Genomic DNA, 26,827 nt, shown 5'->3' with positions numbered 1-26,827 from the left:
GTTATCAGTTATCAGTTATCAGTTATCAGTTATCAGTTTCTGAAGGCAATAGGCAATAGGCAATAGGCAAGAGAAAGGCTCTGACAATTCTCCTACCTAAAAAGAGGATTAGAAACTAAGTAAATCAAATATTTGACTAAATTCTACATTGGTAAACGCTGAATATCTCGGTTAGAACCAATCACCACCATGGCTAAATCCTTGTATAATCTTTCTTGGGGATTGGGGTTAATCTTGAATTTTTCCGCATTACCGACAGCGACAATATTTAAGCCATAACGATTACGAATTTCTAACTCTGCTAGGGTTTTACCGTGAAAAGCTTCCGGGACTTTTAACTCGACAATACTATGTTCGGGATCGAGATCAAATCGTTCTAAAATTGATGGTCTGGTTAGACGGTGCGCTAACTCACAACCAGCATCGTATTCGGGAAAAACTACTAAATCTGCACCAACTTTTTTGAGTAATTTTCCATGGATTTCTGTGGAAGCTTTAGCGGCGACAAAATTAACCCCTGCTTCCTTACAATTGAGAGTAGTAATGATACTTTCTTCAACGTATTTACCAATAGCGACAATCACCGTATCGGTTTCAAAAATTCCCGCTTCTCGCAAAGCGTTAGGTTTGGTAGAATCAAGCTCGATCGCATTATCTACTATGCGATCAGATAATGCTTGCGCTACCAATCCTTCGTCAATATCTGTCCCTACCACTTGATAACCTTGTTTGCGTAAGGTTTCACAGACGGCACGCCCAAATCGGCCTAATCCGATCACGGCAAATTGACGATTTTGGGGACGCATACTACTAAAAAATTTAATTGATTGCATAATTTTAAGTTAAACTGTTACGCATTTAAAATGCTAGTGTCAATGAGTGAGGAGACAGGAGAAACTGATAACTGATAAGTGATATTAATTATCCCACTAAAAGGTTTTCTTCGGGGTAATTAATAACTGTTGGTTTCGGATCGCCGATAATAGCCGCTATTAAAAGTATAACTCCTACCCGTCCCAGATACATCATAAAAACAATAATTAACTTAGAAATCGGCGATAAAGCGGCCGTTATACCCATAGATAAGCCGACTGTTCCAAAGGCAGAAACTACCTCGAAAAATAGTTGAATCATTTTAAAATCTGTCTCCACCAATGAGATAGCTAGGGTGGAGATAATAATCGCTATAACTGAACCAAAAACCACCGCCATTGACTTTAAAATTAACGGCATAGGAATGCGTCTTTGATAGAGAGTCACTTCTTCATGTCCCCGTAAAACTGAGCGAGTACAGTTATATAAAATCCTAAAAGTTGTGGTTTTAATACCTCCCCCTGTACCGCTAGGACTGGCTCCTATAAACATCAAAGCCATGGTAATTAATAAACCTTCTACGGAAATTTTACCAATATCAATGGTATTAAATCCTGCTGTTCTCGATGTTACCGATTGGAACCAAGCAGTCAGCAATTTATCTTTAATTGATAAATTAGCCAAAGTGTCACCATTTCCCTGTTCAGTAAATAGAAAAGCCAATGTTCCTATCACTAATAAAAATATAGTTGTACTGATAGCAACTTTATAGTTAAGAGAAAAAACAAAACCTTTTCGTTTATATCGAAAGCGGTAAATAAACCAAGTGTAAAACTCGATAATTACCTGATAACCGATACCTCCAAAAATGATCAATCCTGTGATAGCTAAGTTAATAACAATTGAGGATTGATAGGACATCAAGTTATCTTTAAACAAGCCAAAACCCGCATTATTCCAGGCACTAATACTATGAAATAAAGATAACCACACCGCATACCTAAAATCATACTTTTGGGTGAAGACAGTTAACATAACAAAAGTTGCTGTTAACTCAAAAACTAGAGTAGTAGCAATCACTGATTTCATTAAACTTTGACTACCTTGTAGGAAAGGTCGATCGAAGGATTCTTGAATCGCTAACTTCTGTCTCAGGTCAAATTTTCGCCCAATTAATAACATCAAAAAAGTGGTAGTGGTCATATATCCCAGTCCACCCACTTGAATTAATAAAGCAATAAATAATTGACCCCAAAAAGAAAAATAAGTACCCGTATCTACCACTGCTAAACCCGTGACACAGACAGCAGAAGTGGAGGTAAAGAGGGCAACAATTGGATCATTCCAAGTGCCGCTAGTGGTAGAAACAGGCAACATCAACAGGGAAGTTCCCGCTAAAATTACCGCCATAAATCCCAAGCAAATTGTCCGGGCGATCGTCATATAAATTCCTTAGTGAAAGTAGCTAAGAGAAGATTGTTTTTGGGCTAACACTTCTTGATAAACTAACTGTAAGCGATCGATATTTTTGCTAAGAGTGTAAGAGTCTAAAACTCTTTGACGGGCTTTTTGACCTAAAATTGTGCTTAATTCGGGATGATCTCGTAATACGGGCAACAGAGTTTTTAACTGGGTAATTAGTCCTTTAGTATCTAGAACTATTCCCGCACCTTTTAACACTTCCCCATCGGCACCCACATCCGTAGCCAGACAGGCAACACCGCAGGCCATCGCTTCCAAGAGGGAAATCGATAAACCCTCCACTAAAGAGGGTAAAATAAAGCCGTCAACCCCGCGCAAAATTTCAATTCGTTTATTTTCATCGCCGATAAAACCTAACCAGATAATACCATCTTCTTCTCCATAAAAAGGTTTAAGGGAAGCAGTTAACGGACCATCACCAACAATGAGCAGTTTGCATCTATCCCCTAAATTGGTTTTTTTCCAAGCTTTCAATAAAGATTCTACATTTTTCTCCGGCATGATCCGACCGAGATAAACAAATAAACAATCGGCATTATATTGAGCTTTAATATTCGATGGTCCTGGACAATACTTATTAACATCAACCCCATTGGGAATAATTGCTAATTTTTCTTCGGGAACTCCCAATTTAACTAAAAAATCCCGTTGAGAGGTGGAAAAAATAATTACTTTATCGTAATTAGCTAAAAAAGGGGCGTGTAGTTGGTAGGTTAATAATTGGGTACTGGAGATCAGATTGCGAATTTTACTATCAAAAGCCGGGTGAAAAGTCGCCACCAGAGGCAAATCTAAAGACTCACAAATTTCCGGTAGTAGAAAATCGAGGGGAGACAGGGGCAAGGACGCATGAACTAGATCGGGTTTCAGTTCCCTGAGTTTATCCTGTAGAACCCGACTCGATTTCAGGGTGGGAATAGTATAGACTTGGGAACTATAGAGACGTGGCAGGGTGATTTCGTCGTAAAAGTCGGGCCAATCGCTTACGGTGGGTTTTTCGGAAGAAAAATGTAGAAAACTGACTTGATAATCTCGATCGAGCAGGGAATTAGTCACTTCTCGCCCATAGGTAACGTTACCGCAAAAAGGAGATTTTTTTCCTAACCAGGCAATGTGCATTGAGATTCTCTTAAGAAAAAGTTAATTTAGCCAAGTATCAGCTTACTAAATTAGCTGTAAAATTAAAAGCTAATAGAGTACCTAAGCAAAATTAATTACTCATCTAAGTCCTCAGCTAAAAATTGCCTTTTGCAAGAGTGCCTATCTCATAGTTAAGGTCTGCTGAATAAATCTAAAAACCTTGTTGGGTAAGACTTTTAGACTTTTTGTCAATCAAAAAGTACCGGACTGGGAGTGATCAGGGGGAAAATTCCGGGACTTTTTCCCTGAAAATTAGGTAGTTGACCACCTGAAAATCGGTAAAACCCTACACCCCACACCCCACACCCCACACCCTACCACCACCGAAAAACTTTTTCAGCAGACCCTAGTTAAAATTCTCGGCTTTTTACTCATTAGTCGAGGACTTGCGACGACGACAGCGTTCTGAACAGTATTTGACCTCATGCCAACAGTTTTGCCACTTTTTGCGCCAAGTAAAGGATAAACCGCAAACGGGACAAATTTTACTGGGAAGATCGGACTTCGAGGGCTGACGTGCCATGATTAAAGTTAAAAAGTCAAAAACTGCGCCTTATCTATGAGTGTAGATGAAAATAATCAGAGTTCCCCACTCGATCGCCTGAGAATTATTTTAGTTGAACCAGCCGGAGCCTTAAATGTGGGTTCCACTGCCAGAATTATGCGGAATATGGGCTTAAGTCGCTTAATTATCGTCAATCCCGCCTGCGATATCCTTGCAGAAGAAGCGCGACGCATGGCAGTACACGGGATTGAAGTCCTAGAAAACTGTTCACGGGTAGCCACCCTTGGGGAAGCTTTGCAGGGTTGTCATCGCATCATTGCCACCACCTCGAAACCCCGTCACCTGAATACTCCCCTGGAAACACCCCGGACAGCCTTACCCTGGTTACTCACCCCTAACCTGGAATCGGCCTTAATTTTCGGGCCAGAAGACCGGGGTTTAAGTAACAGCGAACTGAACCACGCCCAGCGTTTTGTCGGTATTCCCGCTAATCCTCAATATTCCTCCCTCAATCTCGCCCAAGCGGTGGCGGTTTGCTCCTACGAACTGTACCAAATGGCCACGGAAAATAGGCTCGAACCCCCGTTAGAAACGCCCCCTAATGCCACTTTTGAGGCTCTAGAAGGCTATTATCAGCACTTGGAAAGCTTTTTGCTCAAAATTGGCTATCTTTACCCCCACACCGCCGCCGCTAGGATGGAGAAATTCCGGCAATTTTATCATCGGGCCCGTCCCACGGTGGAGGAATTAGCCCTGCTGCGGGGCATTATCGGTCATATTGAAAGTATCGGGCAACTTTTTCTCGGTCTTGATAGTCTCAAGGGCAAGAAAAAAAATTCTCCTAGCGATCGATAATAAATCTGGATACCCTTGAGGAAAACCGTGACTCGTCAAGTAACTCGTCGTCCCACTAAAGTCCAATCTGGCCTTAAGTCCCCTAGGTCTATGGACTCAAACAATAAAAAAAGGTCTGTACCGGTTAAAAAGTCGAAAAAACAACGTAAACCTAACCTAATCGCTTCTTTTCTCCTTCAGGTTCTTCGCTTCTCTATCCTTGGTGTCGGTTTAGGTGCGATCGCTGGTACGGTTTTAACCGTGGTGGATCCGAGCAAATTACCTCTACACCCAAAACCCACCGCTACTAATTCCCCGACTCCCAAACCCGTCACCCCAAAACCGACCACCTTAGTTTTAAACGAAAATCTCAGCAGCCTTAACCAGAAATTACAGGCTTTAGCGGTCAAATATCCGAAATTACAGGCGGGAGCTTTATTTATTGACCTCGATAACGGTGCTTACGCTAATTTTCGCGGAGATACTATTTTTGCCGCCGCTAGTACGATTAAAATCCCGATTCTGGTCGCCTTTTTTGAGGATGTGGACGCGGGAAAAATTCGTCTCGATGAAACCCTGGTGGCCACTAAGGATGTCCTGGCCAGTGGGTCCGGGGATATGCAGTATTTAGGAGTGAATAAAACCTATACTGCCCTAGAAACCGCCACTAAAATGAACGTAATTAGCGATAATACCGCTACTAATATGTTAATTAAGCGGATGGGCGGCAAAAAGGCTCTTAATCAGCGTTTTCAAGCTTGGGGTTTGACCAGTACGGTAATTAATAACCCTTTACCAGACTTGGAAGGAACCAATACCACAAGTCCGAGAGATTTGGTGACAATCTTAGGAAAAGTTAATCAAGGGGAATTACTCAGTTTACGTTCCCGCGATCGTCTATTAAATATTATGCAGGAAACGCGCACTCGCACCCTGCTGCCGCAAGGTATCGAGAAATCCGCCGATATTGCCCATAAAACCGGTGATATTGGCTCGATGTTAGGGGATGCGGGGATTATTGATATGCCCAACGGGAAACGCTATCTGGGAGCAGTGATGGTGAAACGTCCCCACAATGATAGTAACGCTAGGACTCTGATTCAACAAATATCGCGCACGGCCTACCAACACTTTAAATGGTATCAAACTCAACCCGCAGCCAAACCGCAACCAGTCGCCCAGTCTTCTCCCTCTCCGAGTCCGGTCGTTATTCCTAGTCCGGGTAATTAGCCCCTAGGTTAAATTATTGACTAAAAGACGGGCTAATTGTTCGGCATTTGCCCGGGGGGAAAGACGAGGGAGGATTTTTTCCCCCGTGGCCAGTTTTTGACAGAGGACGGGGATTTCGTACTGATAAGCGTTAAACCAATCCTCTCGACTGGTAATGTCCCTAATTTCTAACTGCCACTCCGGTTGACGGATTTTTTCTAGTTTCTCTAGCAACCCTTCGCAAAGATGACAGTCCGGTTTACTGTATAAAATTAGTTCTATGGTAGTCATAACTATTTATGTTCATTACCTCCACGATTAGTCTCTTATCAACAATTCTACAAACTCCCACACCCACACCGACTTTAAATAATAATTTAGTTAATTCAGGTACTCAAGATCTAGTCTATATCGGTGTGTTTATTCTGGCAATTACCCTAGTCATGGTTATTGGTATTATCAATAAAAAAATTGAATACGCTCTCATTTTTGCCGCCACTCTCACTGTTATTTTAATTGCTTTCTTCTGGTTTTTATAAGTCCTTCAAGGAAGGAAATTGAGGGCAACCCCCCCCTTAATAAAGATTAACGGCTCTCGTTGATTCACCTTCACCGAATTGTTAAGTAATTCGAGTTCAGACTTGACAAAAATCTCCCTAAGACCGAGCGGAAGATTAAGGAGTGCATCCCACATTTGCAGAAATATCGACAATCAGCAATTATCAGGGACTCTTAAATTGGTACAAAAATATGAACAATCGCGTGTAAGCATCTCACAGTTAACCTAATGCGCTCCGGGGTTTGGGGGGTAGAACCCCCCAAAAGCTGGGATTGAGTGATAAAACCGAAAGTAACCCCTAATTTTAGCAGAAAGTTTCCCGCCAAGCAAAACGATAAAAGTTATAATATAATTGTATTGATTGTGCCTTGTTGCTAGAATCACCCCAAATTGACTCAATGGGTTTATAAACGATGACAACCCTAGATATTGCTACCGATATTGTCTGTCCTCCCACCGATTTATGGAGTGATGAACCACCCGTGGAAAGTGATCTGCATTTACAACAAATTATTTTATTATTATCTTGTCTTGATTGGCTCTGGCAAGATAGAAACGATTACTATGCCTCGGGCAATTTGACCATATATTATAACGAAAGACAACTGAAACAGCGAGATTTTTGTGGGCCAGATTTTTTCGTGGTTTTAGATACAGAGAAACGTCCCAGAAAAAGTTGGGTTGTCTGGGGAGAAGGGGGTAAATATCCCAATGTAATCATCGAAATTCTCTCCGATTCCACCGCTAATGTGGACAGAAAAGCCAAAAAGGAACTATATCAGCATACTTTCCGGACTCCTGAATATTTTTGGTTTGATCCCAATACTTTAGAATGGCAAGGATTCACTTTAATCGAGGGACAATACCAACCGATTACCCCCAATGAAAACGGTTATTTATGGAGTAAGCAACTAGGATTATATTTAGGGATTTTTGCCAATAAATTGCGCTATTTCACCGCATCGGGTGAATTGGTTCCCACCCCTCAAGAGTCGGCCCGACAGGAAAGATTAGCCAAAGAACGGGAAAGATTAGCCAAAGAACAGGAAAGATTAGCCAAAGAAAGAGAACAACAACGGGCGGAAAAATTAGCCCAAAAGCTGCGAGAATTGGGCATTAATCCCGATGAAATTGCTTAAATATCCAGTGGGGGGGTTAGGGTGGAAACCATGACGCAATTTTTCTTTAATTGCTAGGCATTAAAACGAGTAATCCGAAACTCTGATTCTAGCCTAGAAATCATGGCAAAATCTCCACACTGATGTTACAATAATGACCAAGGGCAACAATCTTCAAATATAATTAATGCCATGGTGCAAAAAATAGCTTTGTTTAATCATAAAGGTGGAGTGAGCAAAACTACAACCACTTTTAACCTTGGTTGGATGCTTGCTGACAAGGGCAAAAGAGTAATTATTGTCGATACTGATCCCCAATGTAACTTAACTGGTATGGCTTTGGCTAAAGAAAGTGAAGATACAGAAGAAAGACTACAGGCTATCTACAATACTTACTCTAATATTAAAACAGCTTTAGCACCCGCTTTTGAATCTCAACCGAGATTAATCGAAGCTGTGGACTGTGTTCCTATTTATGGTCGTGATGATTTATTTTTACTGCCCGGTCATGTGGGGTTAGCTGAATATGAAGTTACCCTAGGTATTGCTCAAGAACTTAGTGGGTCAATTCAAGCTTTAAAAAATGTCCCCGGTGCGATTACATATTTATTAGACAAAACTGCCGAAAAATTCCAAGCTGACTATATTTTAATCGATATGAGTCCCAGTTTGGGGTCAATCAATCAAAATATACTGATGACCAGTAACTTTTTTATTGTGCCAACCGCAGCGGATTTTTTCTCAGTTATGGCTATCGATTCTCTAACTAAAATCTTGCCTAAGTGGTATCAATGGGCCAAGGCAGCTAGTGCTTTACCAATTCTCAAAACAGCCAACTATCCCTTCCCCGAAGTTAACCTACATTTTTTGGGAACTATTGTTCAGAACTATCGAATTAGAAGTGGTCAAGAAACAAAAGCTTTTCAAAAATGGATTAACACAATCGAGGAAAATATCAGCGATAAAATGATTCCAGCCCTAAAAAAAAATGCCATGATGTTACCTGATTCGATGTACAATGAGAATGGTGTACCAGACTGCTGTACTCTAGTAAAAATCCCTAATTTTAATAGTCTTATTGCTTTATCCCAAGAACATCAACGGCCTGTTTTTGCGTTAACTGATGAACAATTGCGCTCGGCTAAATGGCAAGGTAAAGTATTGGATAAAGCTCAAGAAAAACAAGAAGACTTTAAGAAGATTTTTGCTGAATTGGCAGACAAAGTTATCGGTCTTACCTCCGAGATTTATGCAGTTAGCAATTGAACAATTTCGCCTTAGCATTGCTCGCGTTCGTGACTTAATCGCTATCCACAATTCTCTCAAATCTCAGACTACTCCCGCCCCAGATCTATCGGATATCCTCAGAGCCGCTTTAGTCCTGACTGTCAGCGCTTTAGATTATTATATTCACGAAGTGGTTACTCTAGGAATGCTGGAAATTTATCGAGGCCAACGTTCAGAACCCTCTGCCTTTTCTCGTTTTCAAGTATCCTTAGATGGCGCAAGACAAGAACGATTGATAGCTATTAGTATTGGCTCTTGGTTAGAGACCGAAATTCAACAAAACTACGGTTCTTTTTTTGATCAAGAATCTCGCTCAATTTCCGAGGTACTACCAATGATTGAAAATCTTCTCACTAACAAACTTAATAGTAATTATTGGCTCTTAGGCTGAAATTAGAGAAAACCTCAGCTATAAAAGCTTTCAACAACCGGACAAAATAGCGGAGGCCATTAGACTAATTTCAGCCAAGAAATTGTGGGAAGAAGTGGCCAGCAAACTAAATAAACCAGCTAAAGATATTAAAAGCCAACTTAGCGCAATTGTTGATCGAAGGAACAAAATCGCCCACGAAGCTGATATAGACCCGAGTTATGGCATTGGCAGTCGCTGGAATATCGATGAAAATCTCGTTAATGATGCCGTTAACTTTATAGAACAGCTTGTTGAAAATATCCATCAGGTACTTGAGGACATCCACTAGCCGAGAATTTCCCCGGCAGTCCGGCCATAAATACTTATGATTTCTCAGGGAATTATAACAATCATTAAATAATGTGTAGTTTTGTATACTGATGTCAAGAACTTAGCTACAATATTAAGTGGCGTAAGATATATAGAGATTAGCTAGTGAGTCGGCATCAAGACAGTCAAACTGACCGGAAACGAGAAGAAACACAGTTCACTCCTTACAGTGCAGAAGCGATCGCTCAACAATACCGTTACAAACCTTGGCAATTGTTCGGTCGCGCTTTCGTGATTACTTGGTCTTTAGGATTATTTCTCCTCAGTCTCCTCTGGGACAAATGGACAAAGCAAGAAGAAGCCAATAAATACAGGCGTGCCAGCGAACTTAGGCAAATTCTCACCCGTTTGGGTCCCACCTTCATCAAAGTCGGTCAAGCTCTCTCTACCCGTCCCGACCTCGTTCGCAAAGACTTTTTAGACGAATTAGTTAAACTACAAGACCAACTTCCCCCCTTCGATAACGACATCGCTTTTGCCCTTATCGAGACAGAATTGGGGATGCCTGTAGAAAAAGCCTATCGAGAAATATCCCCCACCCCCGTGGCTGCCGCTAGTTTAGGACAGGTTTACAAAGCGATTCTACCCACCGGCGAAGAAGTAGCCGTTAAAGTGCAAAGACCGGGGCTGCGGGCGCTTTTAAGCCTCGATTTATACCTAATGCGCTGGGCTGCCCAAAAATTCGGTCGTTTATTACCCCTCAATCTCGGCCACGACCTCACCCTGATTGTCGATGAATTCGGCACCAAACTCTTTGAGGAAATCGACTATCAAAACGAAGGTCGCAACGCTGAAAAATTCGCCACCAACTTCCAAAATAACCCCGAAGTTAAAGTTCCCAGTATCTACTGGCGTTATAGTGGTCGCCGCGTCCTCACCCTGGAATGGATTGATGGCTATAAACTCACCGATATCGAGAATATCAAAGCTTTGGGATTAGACCCCAATAGTATCGTTAAAATCGGCGTAACCTCGGGATTACAGCAACTCCTCGAACACGGCTTTTTCCACGCTGATCCCCATCCGGGTAATCTTTTCGCCACCTTTGATGGTCGCATGGCCTATATCGATTTTGGCATGATGGACCAGTTAGAGGAGGAAACTAAAGAAACCCTCGCTGGTTGCGTCGTCGATTTAATTAACAAAGACTACGAAAACCTGGCCGCCAACTTTGTCAAACTGGGATTTTTAACCCCAGAAACGGATATAAAACCAATTATTCCAGCCCTAGAACGAGTTTTAGGCAATGCCATCGGTCAGAGTGTCGGTGACTTCAATTTCCGCACCATTACCGATGATTTCTCCGAATTGATGTACCAATATCCCTTCCGGATTCCCGCCAAATTCGCCCTGATTATTCGTTCCCTCGTCACCCAAGAAGGGGTGGCCCTTACCCTCGATCCTAACTTCAAAATCGTCCAAGTGGCCTATCCCTACGTCGCTAAACGTCTCCTGACCGGGGAATCGCCCCAACTGCGGCGGCGTTTACTGGATGTCCTGTTCAAAAACGGTAAATTCCAGTGGCAACGCCTAGAAAACATGATTAAAATGGCTCGTTCGGAAAGTAACTTCGATTTACTGCCCACCGCGCAATTAGGCATCACTTTTCTTCTCTCGGAAGAAGGTCGTTATCTGCGTCGTCAATTGCTATTAGCTTTAACGGAAGATGACCGTCTCCACACGGCCGAAGTGCAACGTCTCTGGGGTTTAATTCAAGGAGAATTGCAACCGCGGCGACTCTTGGATGTGGCCATGAGCGCTTTTCGGGAATTATCGTCCCCAGGTGTGGCCGCTGTCCTTCCGCGAGAAACCAGTTCGCGTTAAAGTGTTTAAGGTCATCATCGGTTAATCACTTTTTCTATGGATTATTATTTTCTGCCCCAACCGCCCTATTTTCTAGTTTTTGCTGGTTTATTTATCGGTATTACCTGCGGGGCCGCTTTTGAAGCTAGTCTCAAGCAAGTGGTTAACAATTGGTATAAAAATAAGGGTTCAGACGATCAAAATCTTTTAAAATCTAGTTCCTTACAAATTCCTTTTATTGGGATTTGTATCGGGATTTGTCTTTTCCTGGCCTCGGGATTAGATATATTTATTCTCAATGGTTGGGTTGCCTACGCTATCTCTCTCCCGATGACTATCTTCATCGGTGGTTTGGTTTGGAGTCAGTTAGGGGAATTATTAGGCCAATTACAGCGCGGTGGTTCTAAAGAAATTGACCTCGATTATCGGGGATAATTAGTAGGCAGCAAACATTTAGGACTAAGAGAATAGGTGTTAGCAGATAGGAAAGATAAACTCCCCCACAACTAACACCAAAACCCCAGTTATACCCAATTTCCCAGCTATTTTGGCCCGCGAGTTTAGATGCAAAAACCTTTAGCATGGCATTGGCGATCGCTTCCTCTGCATCAGCGCACTGGTTCCGAGGTTTTTGCCTGTTTATTCTGCCAAGATGCGATCGCTACTTTACTAGAAAGTCCCTATCCGGGTAATTCCCTCTCCCGTTACTCTCTTTGTGCTGGTTCCCCGCGTCAGCTTTGGACCCCCGCACTGGGGGAAATTTTGCCCTTTTTAAGCAGTTTACTCCTCCAAACCCGATCCGATGTTCTTCCCGATCATCTTCCCTTCCATGGCGGTTGGTTGGGGTGGTTAGGCTATGATTTAGCTTGGGAGATAGAAAAATTACCCGACAGGAAAGCTGATACTCTCCCTTTTCCCGTCGCTTATTGGTATGAACCGGATAGTTTTGCCATTCTCGATCACCAAGCACAAATTCTCTGGTTAGCTGCCACTAAACCCGAAGATTTAGATAAATACGAACAATCTTTAACCACTAACCACGATTTTGAGTTGATCGATCCCCATCCCTCTCCCTTAATCTTTTATACTTCTCAACTCGACTACGAAAAAGCTGTTAAAAAAGCTCTAGATTATATCAGAAAAGGCGATATTTTTCAAGCAAATTTATCCCTAAGATTTCAAAGCACAACTAGGGCAAAAGGATGGCAAATTTATCGCAGTTTACAACAGATTAACCCTTCTCCTTTTGCCAGTTATTGGCGCACCCCTTGGGGAGAAATGATTAGTTGTTCTCCCGAAAGATTGGTAAAATTAGAAAGGGGAATAGCCAGCACTAGACCGATCGCTGGAACCCGTCCCCGGGGTAAAACCGAAGCACTCGATCGACAATTAGCCGAGGAACTATTAACTAATAAAAAAGAGTGCGCCGAGCATATTATGCTAGTGGATCTAGAACGTAATGATCTGGGTAGAGTTTGTGAATGGGGATCGGTTGATGTGGATGAATTACTGACGATCGAGCGTTATAGTCACGTTATGCACTTGGTCAGTAATGTTCAAGGAAAATTAGATAAAAAGTATCATGCTATTGATTTAATTAAAGCTCTTTTCCCCGGGGGAACAATTACCGGTTGTCCGAAAGTTCGTTGTCTAGAAATTATCGAAGAATTGGAACCGATGCGACGCAATTTATTCTATGGTTCCTGTGGCTATATTGACCTACGGGGTCATTTAGATTTGAATATTCTCATCCGTACCCTATTAATGACTGCTCAAGGGAATTTAAACACCGTTTGGGGACAAGTGGGAGCGGGAATAGTTGCCGATAGTGATCCCGAAAAAGAATGGCTAGAATCCCTTCATAAAGCTGAGGCACAATTAATCGCTTTACGTTCTTTTTAATTTTTGATTTCAAGAAACTAACCTATTCTTGCATCTAAAACCGCTCTTTTTACTTTTTACCTTATCTGCTATTTTGTAGGATAGCTTCCGATCTTGAACCCTATTCATGAATCAAATTTCTATCGCTGTTACTTTTTTTCTTAGTTTAGTCTTGACCTCGCTTCCCTTTTTACTTTTGGGGACAGCCGTTTCCAGTTTTTTGCTGGTTTTCGTCAATAAACAGCGATTAGCGGCGATATTTCCCCGTAATCGAGTCTTAGGAGCGATCGTTGGCAGTGCCATCGGATTAATCCTACCCGTCGGACAATACGGCACGATTCCCGTCGCTAGAAGATTCTTATTAGAGGGAGTACCCCCAGGGGTGGTCTTTAGCTTTCTTACCGCTGCACCTACCCTCAATATCGTCACTCTTTGGCTAACTTGGCAGACTTTCAGCTATTCTAGTATTTTCTTCTATCGATCGCTTTCGGTCTGGTTAATGGCAATTGTTATCGGTACTCTCTTTAGTTTCTATCGGGAAAAACCCCACACCGATAGCGAAATTCCCCTAGAATCGAGTTTAGTTCTTTCCGGTAGTTTTTTACTGGAGGAAGCAGCCAGTCAACCCCTACAAAGAGTCGGCAGTCTTGTTTATGAGTATAAAACTAGAGATAGGCAAGCTTGGCCAATTTCTGTGCAGTTATTTCTCGATAACTTTATCGATGAAGCGCTGGAATTAGGGGGATTATTAATTATTGGTTGTGCGATCGCTAGTGTCTTTCAGCTATTATTACCTCAGAGTCAATTAATTGCCTGGGGGAATACTCCCGTTACTCAAATTCTCGTCCAGTTGTTCTTTGGTTTCACCCTCGCTGTTAATGCTAGTCTTAGCACTTTTGTCCCCGGTTCTTTAATTACTAATCTGTCCGTGGGTTCCACTCTAGCTTTTTTACTGGTCGCTTCCCTCATTGATATTAAAGCTTTTATCCTTCTCCTATCAGCTTTCCGTCCTAAAATCGTCCTTTATTTCGGAATTTTATGCCTGTTAATGACTTTTTTAGTGGCTCTGATCCTCAGTTTTTATCTAGGTTGAATTTCTTCCGGGTCAGAAAAATTTTCTCTTGACAAAAGCCCCTTGACATGATATTATATTCATAATGGAAAATCCGTGCGCCTACAGACCCTATTTTCCAATGGTCTTAACTAGATACCTAATCATAGTCCATCTGATGATTACATCAATCACAGTCGATGGTGCTGCGTTAGGACGGATTGTTAGCTTGAAGTTAAAGCGGAAATTTTGGCTGTCTAACTACGTTTTACTAAATCTGGATTTTGTCAAAATTTCTCTTGACAAAGGCGACTTGACATGATATTGTATTCACAATGGAAGATCCGTGCGCCTACGGACCCTTTTTTCCTAAGCATTTAAACTCTATCTTAATTCTGCTTATCGGAGTTATGGTGATAAGAAAGGATTATCTAAGAAAGGGTGTAGGCTGCATCTCATTATTTGTGACTTTCTCTCACTTATGGTGAGCAGCAGAAGTTATTAAAAGAGGGCGAATGCAATTCGCCCCTACAATGATATTATTGCGCCAATGGTAGGGGCGCAATGTGGTCAGTGAGTTTATCGAACTGCCTGCGCCCAAAATTTGACTTGTTTACTTGTCCTGTTTATTCGACTTTTTAGATTTAGCTAGGTTGTGCTTCAAGAAAGCACCAAATCCTAATACACCTAAGCCCAGAATTGTGCTAGGTTCAGGTACTGCTTGAACTGTTACAGTAAAACTTCCGCTGTTGTTAAACGTTGCAAAATCCTGTGGTCCAAGGAAGAGGCGAGTTGCTCCAGCAGGAACGATGAAATTCTGCACGGCACCACTGCCGGTTCCTGTCAGTCCATCGCCGATGAAGAAAACTTGCTTAACTTGTGGAGCTAACGAAGAAAAATTGAGTCCAATTGCAGAAAAGTCAAGAGATGCCGGTGCAGGAGTCGAATCTGGTTGGCTGTTATCTAAAAAGACACCGAGAAGGGAATTGAGCGGAGCGTTAATCCTGGAAATTCCAAAGTTAGGACCATAGTTTAGAAACTGTGTTGTCCCATCTGGCGTAGCGGTGGGTGGGGGTGGGGAGGGATTATTGTTGACTGCCCCAGTTACGGAGAAATTGAGCGTTTGTCCAGGAATCAAGGAAAGTCCCGACAATTGTACAGGAGACTGATTAGGAGCAGTATCCCCGTCGAGAGTAGTTCCATTGGGCATCCCTGCGAGCCAAGGGCTAGATTGGCCAGGAACCGTAATAGTTACAGCTTGTACTCCACTGGCGATGGAGAGACTGATAAGTATTACCCCCCCCCAACGGAGTTTTTTATAAGTTTTGCTAATACCACAAATAAATGCCTCCTAAAAAATATTGTTGCGCTTGTAATTACCCCATAACCTAGCAAAAATGACAAGCGTTGTCAAGTCTGCTCTGACGCGCGATTATCTTCACACTTGACAACGCTTTAAGAGCAAAGCTTGCGTTGTGTCGCAATTCATTCTTCATATTCCGATCTGACAACGCCAAAATTTAGGCACTTTTTCCCTGAAAATTAGGTATTGACCCACTGAAAAACCCTACACCCCACACCCTGCTCCCACGAAAAACTTTTTCAGCAGACCCTACTTAATCGGTGAACTGGCTCTCCCGTACTTATGGTGATAAGCAAACCTTATCTATCGGAGGGCGCAGGTTCCTTGCGCCGCTACAGTAACGGATTTTTTCCACAATGTAGGGGCGAACCGCGTTCGCCCAAATGTAACATATGCGAACATTTTCCCCCATGATGTCGGGAGAGCCAGTAAACTGAAAACTCACATCTGATCACTGATCACTGATCACTGACTTGTGAGGGCGCATCAGCGATCGCACAGTAGGGACGACTATAACAAAGGGGTGTTTCCAGGTCGTGTTGTTCCAAAAATTCCCGATTACTTAAAATCTTAGCGGTTTCTCCCTCTCCCACCACCTGACCACGACTTAAAACCACCGTGCGATCGCATAGTTCTAAAGCCAGATCGAGATCATGGGTGGCGATCACCTGGGTTTGGGGTAAAGTGGCTAACAGTTGTATTAATTGCCGACGGGACCGGGGGTCCAGTTGGGCGCTAGGTTCATCAAAAACTAAGACCTCGGGCAACATGGCTAAAACCCCCGCAATCGCCACGCGTTTTTTTTCACCCCCCGATAGATTCTGACTGTTTCTCTTACCGTAATGCTGGGAATCCAATCCCACCGCTTGTAAAGCATGATGACAGCGATGGTTTAAATCCTCTCCCCGAATTCCCTGATTCATCGGGCCAAAAGTCACATCCTCCCAGACAGTGGGCATAAATAGCTGATCGTCGGGGTTTTGGAAGACTAAACCGACAAAATTGCGGATATTTTCTAAATTCTCTGGTTTAACTTGGTAGGGACCGACGGTGATTTTACCCGTTTGCGGCGGGAGAATACCGTTAAAATGCAGTAATAAGGTGGATTTTCCCGATCCATTGGCCCCGACTAAAGCCACCTTTTCCGTAGCTTCAATGGCTAAATTAATACCCTTTAACGCTTCTGTACCGTCAGGATAGGTATAAACTAGGTTTTCAATAAAAATCGGGTTGTGGTGCATGAAAAACGAGACTTTTACCTGAGTAGATGTACCATTTGACCCCAGAGGATCAGAATTACTATGCCAATTATAGCGAGATAATCGTTTAGCTTGCTTTGGGGAACCCGTACAGAAGGCAAAGAACCGGTGTAACCCCTCGATAACATGGCTTGATAAATGCGATCGCCCCGTTCGTAGGTACGGATAAATAAAGAGCCGATCATGTGTCCCACTAGCAACCGTTGCCATCGGGGACTACTCATTAAATTACGCGCAATTGCTGCCCTTCGCATGGAATTAAATTCAGCGCTCAAAACAGCTAGATAACGGTACATAGAAGCTAAAATTGCCACCAATAAAGGGGGAGTTTTTAGGGTAACTAAGGCTTGTAACAGGTCGGGAATTGCTGTCGTTAAAACCAGAATATTGACCGTACAAAGACAGAGAAAAGCTTTTAGGGCGACACTGCCTAAAACCAGCAATCCCTCGCTAGTTATCCGCAAAAATCCCCAAGACCAAAGAATTTCGCCGCCATCGCGAAAAAGAGTTCCCAATAAAACCACACCGATAAAGACAAATTCGATCGCTACTCTTTGTAAAAGTACGCTAATAGTCACCCGACTGATCAGAACTAAAATAATTAATCCTAATCCGTAAATCCCCCAAGTTGCCCAGCTACCATTCGGAGTTAAGGCTGTGGCAAAAACTAACAAAAGAGTCACTAAAACCCGGGTATGGGGCGCAAGTTTCTGCCAAAAAGCGAAATTTTGGCACTCATTTTCGCGAGAAAAAGTAGCAATGTGTAGCATTGATCCAGTTATCAGTTATCAGTTATCAGTTATCAGTTAGAAAGGGGATATAGGGATATAGGGGTTTAGGGAAATTTTAGCTAAATGCCCCACTTCTCGACTCCTATCTCCTTACTCCTGATTTTGGGATTTTGGAATGACTAATTTACCGATACCCCAAGCGATGCCGAAAGTGGCAAGAGTTCCCAGAAAACCGGCCAGGGGAGTGGCGACACCTTCGGGAACACCTTTGAGGGCATAACCATCAAAAATTCGGGCGAAAGGTAATTGACTACCTAGGGCGTTAGGGTCTTCTTTTTGGCTAAATTGTAAGTCTTCCGCCACTCGATCGAGTCCGTCGGGATCGAGACTGGCAAAGGGAGAAAGAAAAACGGCTATAATTAGGGATAATACCAAGCCAATCAGAAAAAATTGGCTATTTCTGCGAATATTCATCGAATTAATTGCTTTATTGACGAGAAGCGTAGGAAGAGGGAACAGAGGTATTAAGGGAATGGGGCGGATCGTAGAGGAGATCGGGACGGGTTCGCCAGATATAACCGACAGCGAAAACGGTAATCACCGCTTCCCCGATACCGATGAGGATATGCCAAGATAACATAGTAAAAAGGGCGACTAAAGGCGGTACAGTGCCAGATAAAGCCAATTGCAGGGCGCAAGCCAACGCCGCCACCACCACACTTGTCCAAGCGGCCAGGGCAACAGCGATCGCCATACTGCGCCAACTATTAAAACCAAGGGCTTTCCTGATCCCCAGATAGAGATAATAACCGCCAAACGTCCCGATCAGACCCATATTGACGATATTTGCCCCTAAAACCGTTAAACCGCCATCTTGAAAAAATAAAGCTTGCACGATAAAAACCACCGCCATCACCAGAGAACCCGCCCAGGGACCGAGCAGAACCCCCGCGAGAGTCCCCCCTAACAAATGTCCGGAGGTTCCCCCCGGAATGGGAAAATTAATCATCTGGGCGGCAAAAATAAAGGCGGCACAAACTCCCATCAAAGGCACAGCCCGTTCAGCGTAGTGACCGCGCACTTTTTTGAGAGAAAAGCCAATCAGGACGACGGCAATTATCCAAGTAAATAGACTCACCGATGGACTCAAAAAGCCGTCAGGAATATGGAGGGCGAGATAAGGGGTAAGGAGAGGGTGAAACAAGCCAACTCCCAGAAAATTAACAGACATTAAAACTCAGTCTCCTTGGCAATTTGGGTTAAGGATTTGAGGAGAATTGTTTCGCTGGGACGGAAAAGTCCTATCTTCTAGTAGATAACTAACCGCTTCATTCTACAATGCTCTCTCTGGGGATTTAAACCCTTGATCTTCTTAAGAATTTCTGTTATTTTTTCTGGTCGTCAGGGTTTAGCTATCAGCCAAAATCTGAATTATTCTCAAGCAGTCAAATTATTTAAATTATTATTAAATTTAGAGCTTTTTTTCGGTTTTTATGCTGGTTATTAATCAGTTATCAGTTAGAAGAGTCTGGTGACTACATTGACTACGCGATCGGTAGTCAGGGTAGTGCTTTAATTGGTTTAGAGGTCAACTAATGATAAGCTATCAGAGATAACCCCCTCTTTTTCGCTTTTTCTAGCTTGGTATGAAACCGTGATCAACTCTGAAGAAAAAAGACCGACTTGGGACGAATATTTTTTAATGATCGCTAAATTAGCCGCCACCAGATCCACCTGTTTAGCTTTTCCCGTCGGTGCGGTAATTGTCAAAGATCGGCAGGTTCTAGCCACGGGTTACAATGGTTCCCCATCAGGAACAGTTCATTGTACTGCCCAGGGTTTTTGTTATCCCGGTTTGGGAACCTGTCGAGAATCCGGAGAAATTCCCTCTCGGGCAATTCATGCCGAAGCTAATGCGATCGCTCAAGCGGCTAAACACGGTATTTCTACACGAGGAGCTAGTATTTACGTTACTTTAGAACCCTGTATTTCCTGTTTAAAACTAATTATTTCTTCGGGAATTAAAGAAGTTTTTTACGAAGCGGATTTTAATAGTGGGACAAAAGCCATGTTAAGGGATTCTTTTCTAGAAACGGGGATTATTAAATATAAAAAGATTTATTTATCAGCAGAAATGGCTAGTCATGCGGCCTTATTTTTATTAAATCCCATTTCGATCGATCTCAGGTAGTTAGGGACTTGCGCTTTGATAATGTACCTTTTGGGCGAACGCAGTTCGCCCCTACATTGTGGACAAAATCCTTTACTGTAGGGGCGCAAGGAAGCTGCGCCCTCTGATCGATCAGATTTGCTGATCACCCTAAGTAGGGTTTGCGGCAAAAAGTTTTTCGTGGGGGTAGGGTGTGGGGTGTAGGGTGTGGGGTGTAGGGTTTTACCGATTTTGAGGGTGTCAATTACCTAATTTTCAGGGAAAAAGTATCTGAATTTTCCCCCCGAACACTCCCATATCCGGTACTTTTTGATTGACAAAAAGTCTAAAAGTCTTACCCAACAAGGTTTTTAGATTTATTCAGCCAACCCTAAGTAGGGGGAGAGCCTTCGAGAGCCTCCGCAGCTAAGGGACTTGCGCTTTGATAATATGCCATCTGGCTGGTCTGATTCTTCTAGAGAGCGATTTTCAAAGCTGGGATATTATTCCCACGCAAGTCCCTTATCCTCAACGGCGACATCGCTCCACTTGAGTGGTGGTTTATAGATGGCGTGGCTCGGTTTGTCGAATAATTAGTGCTAGGAGGGCTAACAACCGTGAACGAAGAACATATTACCAGAGTCACCCGCGAACAGTGGGCGAAGTTGAAAGGCAAAACGAACTGGGAGAAAGTTAAAGGGATGAGTGAAGCGGAAATTGCCAAAAACGCCCTAGAAGACCCCGATAATCCACTGCTACCAGCTGATTTTTTCGATGAAGTTCTGGAATGCGCCCCGGTTTCCTTGAATCCCTAACCCCCCGATTAGTAACTGGATTTAGGGAATATAATCGGGCTGTATTAGCCTAGACTAACACAGCCCCAAGTTACTGTTTAAATGTCCAAATCGGTAAGATTTAAACGTGGTCCATGGGTTTCGATAAATTCTCGCCGGGGGGCAACTCGATCGCCCATAAGAATGGTAAATAATTCCTCAGCTTTGGCTGCGTCTTCGATTTCCACCCGTTTTAAAGTGCGAGTTTCGGGATTCATAGTAGTATCCCAAAGTTGTTGGGGCATCATTTCCCCTAACCCTTTAAAACGTTGGATTGTGTAGTTAGCATTGGCGGGAAATTCCGCTATCTTTTGCTGTAATTCTCGATCGCTATAGCAGTAGGAATGATTTTTACCGCGTTCCAATTTATAGAGAGGAGGACAGGCGATATATACATAACCTTGATCAATTAAATTCTTCTGATAACGATAGAAGAAAGTTAACAACAAAGTTCGGATGTGTGCGCCATCCACATCAGCATCAGTCATTAAAACAATGCGATGATAGCGCAATTGTGAGGGGTCAAAATCTTCTCCTTTAATCCCCAAACCGAGGGCTGTAATTAAGGATTGAATTTCCGTATTTTTGTAGATTTTGGCATCATCGGTTTTTTCGATATTGAGGATTTTTCCCCGCAGAGGTAGAATCGCTTGAAAACGACGATCTCGCCCCTGTTTGGCACTGTTATGGACGAAAACACCGGAAGCAAGGGCAAAGTTATGGGTGTGAGGAACCTCGATATCATAGACATCGAATCTTGTTTCTAATCGCTTGATCGCCACGACTCGATGATTGTAATTAGACACCGCTTCTAAGGCTTTATTTTTATCACCATCAAAGTAGCGATCGCAGAAAGAATCAAATCGCAATATTGATTTATCCCGCGTCTGAAGCCGATATTTTTGATAAGCTTCCAAATCAATATAACCTCGATCGATCTCAATTTGTTTTAAGGTCGCTAGGGTTTTTTGATAGTAAGTTTTCTTGATCGTGTTAATTCCCTGCCAACGATTATACCAATCAGCGATCACATGAGTGAACAACCAAGAATCGGAAGCGGGATTCCAGACCATTTCATAACCGTTAATGGTGATTCCGGGGTCACGAAGAGCGGACAATTTCCGATACAAAGGCATTAAAGCATCTTCTGGAGTTAAAGCCGCAGCAGGTTTATAGCTACCATCTCTTAACAGGAAAAGATGGTCAGGAGTACAAATAATCGCTTCACCATGATCGAGAGTAATTTTAATTACTTCTGCGTCTTTTTTGGTGATGCGGGCATTAATAACTCGTTCAACCCCGATCGTGCCATTGTCACGAATGGTATAACAAAAATGTTCCTTTCCTTGGGCTTGTTCGGTCACTAGCTGTTTAAAACTGAGGTTGCGTCCATCGACAAGGGCGATTTCTGTATCACCATGAAAACAGCCGCCGGCGCTGTCCCCTTCGACGATGTAAATTTCTGACTTTTCTGGGTCTCTTTCGCTACAATCAGCCAATTTACCCGGTAAAGGTGAGGATTCCAAGACCGATTTCCGTCGTACTAAGTCCCGGGCCCGTCGGGCTGCTTCCGCCGCCTTGTACGCTTGTACTGCTTTTTCGATAATCGTGTCGGCCACTTGGGGATTTTGTTCTAGGTATTCGTTGAGAGTTTCCCCCACCAGGGAATCAACAATACCCCGGACTTCAGTGTTACCTAATTTGGTCTTGGTTTGTCCCTCAAATTCTGGTTCGGGGACTTTTACGGAAATAACGGCGGTTAAACCCTCACGGACGTTTTCCCCCGCTAGATTAGGCTCGTTTTCTTTAATTTTATTGCGTTTACGAGCAACATTATTTAAAGTACGAGTCAGAACTGCCTTTAATCCTTCTAGATGAGTTCCCCCGTCAATGGTGCGGATATTATTAGCAAAACCGAGAATATTGTCGCTATAGGCATCTATACACCACTGAAACGCCACTTCGATATTAATTCCGTTCTTTTCCCCCGATACATAGATAATATCTTTGTGCAGGGTTTCTTTTTCCCGACACATATAAGCGACGTATTCTTTAATACCCCCCTCATAACAATAGGTTTCGATGTGGGGTTCCCCGGGACGGTAATCGCTAAAGGTGATTTTAACACCGGCATTTAAGTAGGCTAGTTCTCGTAAACGTCCAGAGAGGGTACTGTAATCAAATTCGATGCCTTGGCTAAAAATTTCGGTGTCTGGCAGAAAATTAACCCTAGTTCCCGTTTTTTCCTCTTCACTAGGACTGCTGACCAATTCTGTGACGGGGATACCCCTTTCGTAGCGTTGGCTATGTACTTTATGATCGCGCCAGACTGTCACATCGACCCATGCGGAAAGAGCATTAACGACGGAAATCCCGACTCCGTGTAACCCTCCCGACACTTTATAGCCACCACTGCCAAATTTACCGCCGGCATGAAGTATAGTGAGAACGGTTTCGAGAGCAGATTTACCCGTGGTGGGGTGAACATCGGTGGGAATACCCCGGCCATCGTCGGTAACGCTGACGGAACCATCGGCCTTGATATCCACTTCGATATGAGTACAGTAACCCGCTAAGGCCTCATCGATCGAGTTGTCCACCACTTCATAGACTAAATGATGTAGTCCCCGCGGCCCGGTCGTACCGATATACATCCCCGGCCGCTTCCTGACTGGTTCTAACCCTTCGAGAACTTGTATCTGTTCCGCGCCGTAGTTACTTGTCATAAAATTTCCCTGAAAAGGCTGTGATCCCTGATTAAACCTAAATGAATAGCAAAATCTTCAAAAATTTTAGCACATAAGGGTTAAAGACTGCTTAAGTGCCTTTAGGGAGAATTTTTTATTGGGGTTGGGGTGTGGGGTGTGGGGTGTGGGGTGTGGGGTGTGGGGTGTGGGGTGTGGGGTGTGGGGAAGTGGGGAAGTGGGGAAGTGGAGAAGTGGGGAAATTGAACTAAAACCCCAAAACCCCAAAACCCCTAAATCCCTATCTCCTGTCTCCTGTCTCCTGTCTCCTGAATGCTGACTCCTGATCACTGCCAATTACTGATCAATAGTCTTTAAATAATGTCATCTTCAAATTTATAACCGACACCGACTACGGTTTTGATAAAGATCGGATTAGCAGGATCGGGTTCTACTTTTTTGCGTAAGCGTCGGATATGGGTATCTACTACCCTTTCATCGCCAAAAAAATCATTTCCCCAGAGATTATCGATTAATTGGGTGCGACTCCAGACGCGATTGGGATAACTGACAAAGGTAGCTAATAAATTAAATTCTAAGGTGGTTAAATCGAGTGGTTCCTCTGGCATTCCCTCCAATTTACGAAGAGCAGAATGTTGATCTAAGTCGATCAGAAAATGACGGCTGCGATGGAGTTGCTGGGGTTGACTATCGTGTCTTAAACTACGTCTTAATAAAGCTCTTACGCGAGCGGTTAATTCCCGGGGACTAAAGGGTTTGACCATGTAATCATCGGCTCCCGTAGATAGACCGATAATGCGATCGATTTCTTCTCCCCTAGCGGTTAACATTAAAATATAGGGGTCTTTTGTCCCCGGTTTTTGGCGAATTCTGGTACACAATTCCAGTCCGTCTAATTCGGGTAACATTAAATCTAAAATAACTAAGTCTGGTTGCTTTTGATAAAATAGTTCTAGTCCTACTCTACCATTATAAGCCAGATGACAAGTAAAGGATTCCCTCTCTAAAGTTTGCTGAATCAAATGGGCGATTTCAATTTCATCCTCGATAATAACGATATCCATACAAGGGAAAAAGTTTACAAATATCTAGGCACATTTTAACATATTAGCTATTCATGTCTTGCTCAGGGTTGAACATTGAAATAATTGTAATTTTTGAGCATTTTTTGGGGGGAGAGTTGCCAACTCTCCCGACTTTGGTGGACTAGGGACTTTTTACGGTAAAGCGACAAACTGCTCACCGTCGGGAGTCGATCGCACTTGAATTAACACTGGTTGACCAATGCGATCGCCAGTATTGGGATCAAAGCTAATTTTTCCCGTGGCCCCTGTTTGATGAAAACTGCTGGAACGCAGCCTGGATTGTAGGCCCTGACGTTGAGGATTTTCCCTTAAACCGGCAATAATCACCCGTGTAGCGTCAAAACTGGTAGCTGTGCGCCAACTAACTGGACCGCGCCACTGTTCCTGCATAAGATTGGCAAAAGTCTGGTTAACCGAGGGGTGCCAGGGTGCGGCAAGGGTTAAACCTTGGGCGTTTTTGCCGCCATCTTCGAGGGTACGAATATTGTAGAGGGTGGGACTACTAAACAGAGGCAAACGCTGACGATTGGAGCGAATAACCTCAAAAACGGGATCGAGACGATCAACATGAGCGACGACAAATAGGCCGTTAGCACCCCCAGAAATCGCCTGATTAAGGGCTTGATCGGCCTTAAAATTGGGGACACTCAGATCACAGACAATCGGCACAATTTGACCGCCTTTTTTCGCCACATTAGCCATCAACTCGTCTTTAAAGGAAACATTATCGGGAGCTTGAGAATCGTAGCAAAAAGCAATTTTCTGTACTTTAGCAGTATTTACTATGTAATTTGCTAATTTTTCCGTAATTTTGCCGTTAGAAGCCACCAGACGAAAGATATAATTTCCCGCACCGGAGAGATTATTAGCCAGGGAGGTGGGAGAAATCATCACCAAACCGCCTTTTTCGTAGATGGGAGCGGCGGCTAAACTGGCATCGGAGGCATTATGACCGATAACAGCGATAATATCGGGATTTTTGACTAATTCACCAGCTACCTCTTTCGATATCTGCGGCTGATTATCGTCATTAACCACGATAACCATCAGTTTTCTGCCGTTGATCCCTCCCTGTTGATTGATCTGGGTTTGTGCGCTGGCGACTCCTCGCAACATTTCTTGAGCGACGTTGGGATTAGTTGTCGCTGGGACAACAACGGCGATTTTAAAGGGATTTGAGCCAGTTTGCAGGTTGCTGAGATAAATTACGCTTTCGGGATCGTTGGGACGTTGAGCGAGGGATTTTTGCAGGAGTTGCGCTGCTTCTTGGTGATCACCTTGAGCAATGGCAGCGATCGCTGATTCTTTGGCGGTGTTAGAATTAGTTTTGATCAGCAGATGATTGCCGTAACTGATGCGGGGATTATCATCGGCTTTTGGGGCAAATATTGCCGAGATTTGGGGAAAAAGAAACCAACCGATCAACCCCAGTAAAACATAGAAAATTGGCGGTAAGCTCGCTTTTTTGCCAGTCTTTGTCATCGCTTTACTCCTTAACTTTGCTGATTGAATTCGGCTAAACGGCGGTTAATTTCGTCATCAAGGCTTAAGAAATCGATTTCTTGAGCTAATTTCTCGCTATAGTTCTCGCTTAATTCACTATAGGCGTTTTCTTTGCGATAACGGTCGTTAATCGCTTCATTGGCATCATCAAAGCGATCGCGGGAGGTATTGAGGTTGAGACTACTATCAAATTCGTTTATTTTACCTAAAGCCTCATTCATGGAACTAATCGCTTTTAAGTTGCTCATTTCTAACTTATAATGCTCGATTTTTTCCTGCTCTTTGCGAAGTTTTTCCTTGGCAGCAATGACCACTTTTTCGGCATTATCGACCCGATCTTTCATGGCGGGTAGAATTTTTTCTAGGGAGATAACCTTAGCCATAGCAAGTCTTGCCGCTTCTTGAAGACCTTTTTTTTGAGCGGTGACAGCCTGCTGCAAGTAGTTTGTGTGTTCCTGTTTTTTTGCCTCGTATTGTGCTTGAGCCGACTGCTGGGCCGCTACTACTTTCGCCACTGATTCTGTTAATTCCGCTAGGGATTTTTGCATCGATTCTAGGGATTCTCTGGCCGATTCTACGGCAATTTTGCCGCCGGATTCGATGGGAATACCCCACAACCAATTCCAGATCGCAACGAGAGAATTTCCTGCCTTATCACCGATCAGCCAAAAAATCAAGGCTTTTGGGGTTAATTTTTTTAACAATTTCATGCCGTTTGTCTCCTAGAGGTATTACCTGTTAATTAGGAGTGATGGCCAACTTTGATGCAATGGGT

The 26,827-nt window shown here is 43.3% G+C and carries 30 protein-coding genes and 1 pseudogene; 15 read left to right on the top strand and 16 right to left on the bottom strand.

From position 1 onward, the window contains the following. Nucleotides 1-143 precede the first annotated feature (143 nt). From GQR42_RS00715 to GQR42_RS00700, 5 genes and pseudogenes are all read right to left on the bottom strand, one after another. Complete coding sequence (locus GQR42_RS00715) at nt 144-833, bottom strand: potassium channel family protein (protein WP_002765468.1); 690 nt, start codon at nt 831-833, stop codon at nt 144-146. A gap of 88 nt (nt 834-921) precedes the next feature. After that, nucleotides 922-2,256, bottom strand: coding sequence for a TrkH family potassium uptake protein (locus GQR42_RS00710; RefSeq protein ID WP_158198519.1), 1,335 nt, complete (start codon nt 2,254-2,256; stop codon nt 922-924). Between the two features lie 9 nt (nt 2,257-2,265). Beyond that, the gene (locus GQR42_RS00705; protein ID WP_158198518.1) at nt 2,266-3,414 is read right to left on the bottom strand and encodes a glycosyltransferase family 4 protein; all 1,149 of its coding nucleotides are present in this window, start codon (nt 3,412-3,414) and stop codon (nt 2,266-2,268) included. A 172-nt stretch (nt 3,415-3,586) separates the two neighbouring features. Next, nucleotides 3,587-3,778: pseudogene (locus GQR42_RS29765) on the bottom strand (hypothetical protein). A gap of 24 nt (nt 3,779-3,802) precedes the next feature. Continuing rightward, a complete protein-coding gene (locus GQR42_RS00700) occupies nt 3,803-3,958 on the bottom strand; it encodes a DUF2256 domain-containing protein (protein WP_158198517.1) in 156 nt (51 codons plus the stop codon). Nucleotides 3,959-3,994: 36 nt separating this feature from the next. Here GQR42_RS00700 and GQR42_RS00695 point away from each other — a divergent pair, with 36 nt between their 5' ends. After that, nucleotides 3,995-4,795 (top strand): RNA methyltransferase, encoded by an 801-nt coding sequence (locus GQR42_RS00695; RefSeq protein ID WP_158198516.1) that lies wholly within the window; start codon nt 3,995-3,997, stop codon nt 4,793-4,795. A 27-nt stretch (nt 4,796-4,822) separates the two neighbouring features. Beyond that, a complete protein-coding gene (locus GQR42_RS00690) occupies nt 4,823-6,004 on the top strand; it encodes a serine hydrolase (RefSeq protein ID WP_158198515.1) in 1,182 nt (393 codons plus the stop codon). Nucleotides 6,005-6,007: 3 nt separating this feature from the next. Here the strand turns inward: GQR42_RS00690 and GQR42_RS00685 are convergent, their stop codons facing one another. Beyond that, on the bottom strand, nt 6,008-6,274 hold the full coding sequence (locus GQR42_RS00685) for a glutaredoxin family protein (RefSeq protein ID WP_158198514.1): 267 nt from the start codon (nt 6,272-6,274) through the stop codon (nt 6,008-6,010). Nucleotides 6,275-6,282: 8 nt separating this feature from the next. Here GQR42_RS00685 and GQR42_RS00680 point away from each other — a divergent pair, with 8 nt between their 5' ends. From GQR42_RS00680 to GQR42_RS28135, 10 genes are all read left to right on the top strand, one after another. Beyond that, the gene (locus GQR42_RS00680; RefSeq protein ID WP_158198513.1) at nt 6,283-6,522 is read left to right on the top strand and encodes a hypothetical protein; all 240 of its coding nucleotides are present in this window, start codon (nt 6,283-6,285) and stop codon (nt 6,520-6,522) included. Nucleotides 6,523-6,955: 433 nt separating this feature from the next. Continuing rightward, a complete protein-coding gene (locus tag GQR42_RS00675; RefSeq protein ID WP_158198512.1) occupies nt 6,956-7,681 on the top strand; it encodes a Uma2 family endonuclease in 726 nt (241 codons plus the stop codon). A 171-nt stretch (nt 7,682-7,852) separates the two neighbouring features. Then, complete coding sequence (locus tag GQR42_RS00670) at nt 7,853-8,926, top strand: ParA family protein (RefSeq protein WP_158198511.1); 1,074 nt, start codon at nt 7,853-7,855, stop codon at nt 8,924-8,926. Then, nucleotides 8,910-9,338 carry a HEPN domain-containing protein gene (locus tag GQR42_RS28145; protein WP_233271206.1) on the top strand — a complete coding sequence of 143 codons (429 nt, stop codon included), beginning with the start codon at nt 8,910-8,912 and terminating at the stop codon, nt 9,336-9,338. Before GQR42_RS00670 ends, GQR42_RS28145 begins: the two co-directional genes overlap by 17 nt. A gap of 82 nt (nt 9,339-9,420) precedes the next feature. Continuing rightward, nucleotides 9,421-9,648 carry a HEPN domain-containing protein gene (locus GQR42_RS28140; RefSeq protein ID WP_233271205.1) on the top strand — a complete coding sequence of 76 codons (228 nt, stop codon included), beginning with the start codon at nt 9,421-9,423 and terminating at the stop codon, nt 9,646-9,648. Nucleotides 9,649-9,794: 146 nt separating this feature from the next. Then, nucleotides 9,795-11,513 (top strand): ABC1 kinase family protein, encoded by a 1,719-nt coding sequence (locus GQR42_RS00660; protein WP_158198510.1) that lies wholly within the window; start codon nt 9,795-9,797, stop codon nt 11,511-11,513. A gap of 36 nt (nt 11,514-11,549) precedes the next feature. After that, the gene (locus tag GQR42_RS00655; protein ID WP_158198509.1) at nt 11,550-11,927 is read left to right on the top strand and encodes a hypothetical protein; all 378 of its coding nucleotides are present in this window, start codon (nt 11,550-11,552) and stop codon (nt 11,925-11,927) included. Nucleotides 11,928-12,056: 129 nt separating this feature from the next. Further along, nucleotides 12,057-13,394 (top strand): anthranilate synthase component I, encoded by a 1,338-nt coding sequence (locus GQR42_RS00650; RefSeq protein ID WP_158198508.1) that lies wholly within the window; start codon nt 12,057-12,059, stop codon nt 13,392-13,394. A gap of 106 nt (nt 13,395-13,500) precedes the next feature. Then, nucleotides 13,501-14,466 carry a permease gene (locus GQR42_RS00645; RefSeq protein WP_158198507.1) on the top strand — a complete coding sequence of 322 codons (966 nt, stop codon included), beginning with the start codon at nt 13,501-13,503 and terminating at the stop codon, nt 14,464-14,466. A 136-nt stretch (nt 14,467-14,602) separates the two neighbouring features. Then, the gene (locus GQR42_RS28135; RefSeq protein ID WP_233271204.1) at nt 14,603-14,746 is read left to right on the top strand and encodes a hypothetical protein; all 144 of its coding nucleotides are present in this window, start codon (nt 14,603-14,605) and stop codon (nt 14,744-14,746) included. A 291-nt stretch (nt 14,747-15,037) separates the two neighbouring features. Here the strand turns inward: GQR42_RS28135 and GQR42_RS00640 are convergent, their stop codons facing one another. The 5 genes from GQR42_RS00640 to GQR42_RS00620 all read right to left on the bottom strand — a co-directional run bounded on the left by GQR42_RS00640 (nt 15,038) and on the right by GQR42_RS00620 (nt 19,008). Beyond that, the gene (locus GQR42_RS00640) at nt 15,038-15,634 is read right to left on the bottom strand and encodes a PEP-CTERM sorting domain-containing protein (protein WP_158198506.1); all 597 of its coding nucleotides are present in this window, start codon (nt 15,632-15,634) and stop codon (nt 15,038-15,040) included. 611 nt (nt 15,635-16,245) lie between these two features. After that, entirely contained in the window at nt 16,246-17,028 is a 783-nt protein-coding gene (locus tag GQR42_RS00635; RefSeq protein ID WP_158198505.1) for an energy-coupling factor ABC transporter ATP-binding protein, read from the bottom strand. Nucleotides 17,029-17,042: 14 nt separating this feature from the next. Beyond that, entirely contained in the window at nt 17,043-17,816 is a 774-nt protein-coding gene (cbiQ, locus tag GQR42_RS00630) for a cobalt ECF transporter T component CbiQ (protein WP_158198504.1), read from the bottom strand. A gap of 111 nt (nt 17,817-17,927) precedes the next feature. Beyond that, nucleotides 17,928-18,251 (bottom strand): PDGLE domain-containing protein, encoded by a 324-nt coding sequence (locus GQR42_RS00625; protein ID WP_158198503.1) that lies wholly within the window; start codon nt 18,249-18,251, stop codon nt 17,928-17,930. A gap of 13 nt (nt 18,252-18,264) precedes the next feature. After that, entirely contained in the window at nt 18,265-19,008 is a 744-nt protein-coding gene (locus GQR42_RS00620) for an energy-coupling factor ABC transporter permease (RefSeq protein ID WP_158198502.1), read from the bottom strand. Nucleotides 19,009-19,140: 132 nt separating this feature from the next. Here GQR42_RS00620 and GQR42_RS00615 point away from each other — a divergent pair, with 132 nt between their 5' ends. From GQR42_RS00615 to GQR42_RS00605, 3 genes are all read left to right on the top strand, one after another. Continuing rightward, complete coding sequence (locus GQR42_RS00615; protein ID WP_158198501.1) at nt 19,141-19,284, top strand: hypothetical protein; 144 nt, start codon at nt 19,141-19,143, stop codon at nt 19,282-19,284. A 147-nt stretch (nt 19,285-19,431) separates the two neighbouring features. After that, complete coding sequence (locus GQR42_RS00610) at nt 19,432-19,968, top strand: deoxycytidylate deaminase (protein WP_158198500.1); 537 nt, start codon at nt 19,432-19,434, stop codon at nt 19,966-19,968. Nucleotides 19,969-20,543: 575 nt separating this feature from the next. Then, complete coding sequence (locus GQR42_RS00605; protein ID WP_158198499.1) at nt 20,544-20,741, top strand: hypothetical protein; 198 nt, start codon at nt 20,544-20,546, stop codon at nt 20,739-20,741. A 77-nt stretch (nt 20,742-20,818) separates the two neighbouring features. On the opposite strand, the gene gyrB is transcribed toward GQR42_RS00605, so the two are convergent. From gyrB to GQR42_RS00580, 5 genes are all read right to left on the bottom strand, one after another. Beyond that, nucleotides 20,819-23,485, bottom strand: coding sequence for a DNA topoisomerase (ATP-hydrolyzing) subunit B (gene gyrB, locus GQR42_RS00600; RefSeq protein ID WP_158198498.1), 2,667 nt, complete (start codon nt 23,483-23,485; stop codon nt 20,819-20,821). Between the two features lie 66 nt (nt 23,486-23,551). Further along, on the bottom strand, nt 23,552-23,794 hold the full coding sequence (locus tag GQR42_RS00595) for a hypothetical protein (protein WP_158198497.1): 243 nt from the start codon (nt 23,792-23,794) through the stop codon (nt 23,552-23,554). Nucleotides 23,795-23,817: 23 nt separating this feature from the next. Further along, a complete protein-coding gene (locus GQR42_RS00590; RefSeq protein ID WP_158198496.1) occupies nt 23,818-24,528 on the bottom strand; it encodes a response regulator transcription factor in 711 nt (236 codons plus the stop codon). Nucleotides 24,529-24,681: 153 nt separating this feature from the next. Beyond that, on the bottom strand, nt 24,682-26,031 hold the full coding sequence (locus tag GQR42_RS00585; RefSeq protein WP_158198495.1) for an ABC transporter substrate-binding protein: 1,350 nt from the start codon (nt 26,029-26,031) through the stop codon (nt 24,682-24,684). A gap of 11 nt (nt 26,032-26,042) precedes the next feature. Next, on the bottom strand, nt 26,043-26,762 hold the full coding sequence (locus tag GQR42_RS00580) for a PspA/IM30 family protein (RefSeq protein WP_158198494.1): 720 nt from the start codon (nt 26,760-26,762) through the stop codon (nt 26,043-26,045). Between the last annotated feature and the right edge of the window lie 65 nt (nt 26,763-26,827).

Origin of the sequence: Microcystis aeruginosa FD4, from assembly GCF_009792235.1 — a bacterium.
Lineage (GTDB): Bacteria > Cyanobacteriota > Cyanobacteriia > Cyanobacteriales > Microcystaceae > Microcystis > Microcystis viridis.
This window is presented reverse-complemented; position numbering and strand designations above follow the sequence as displayed.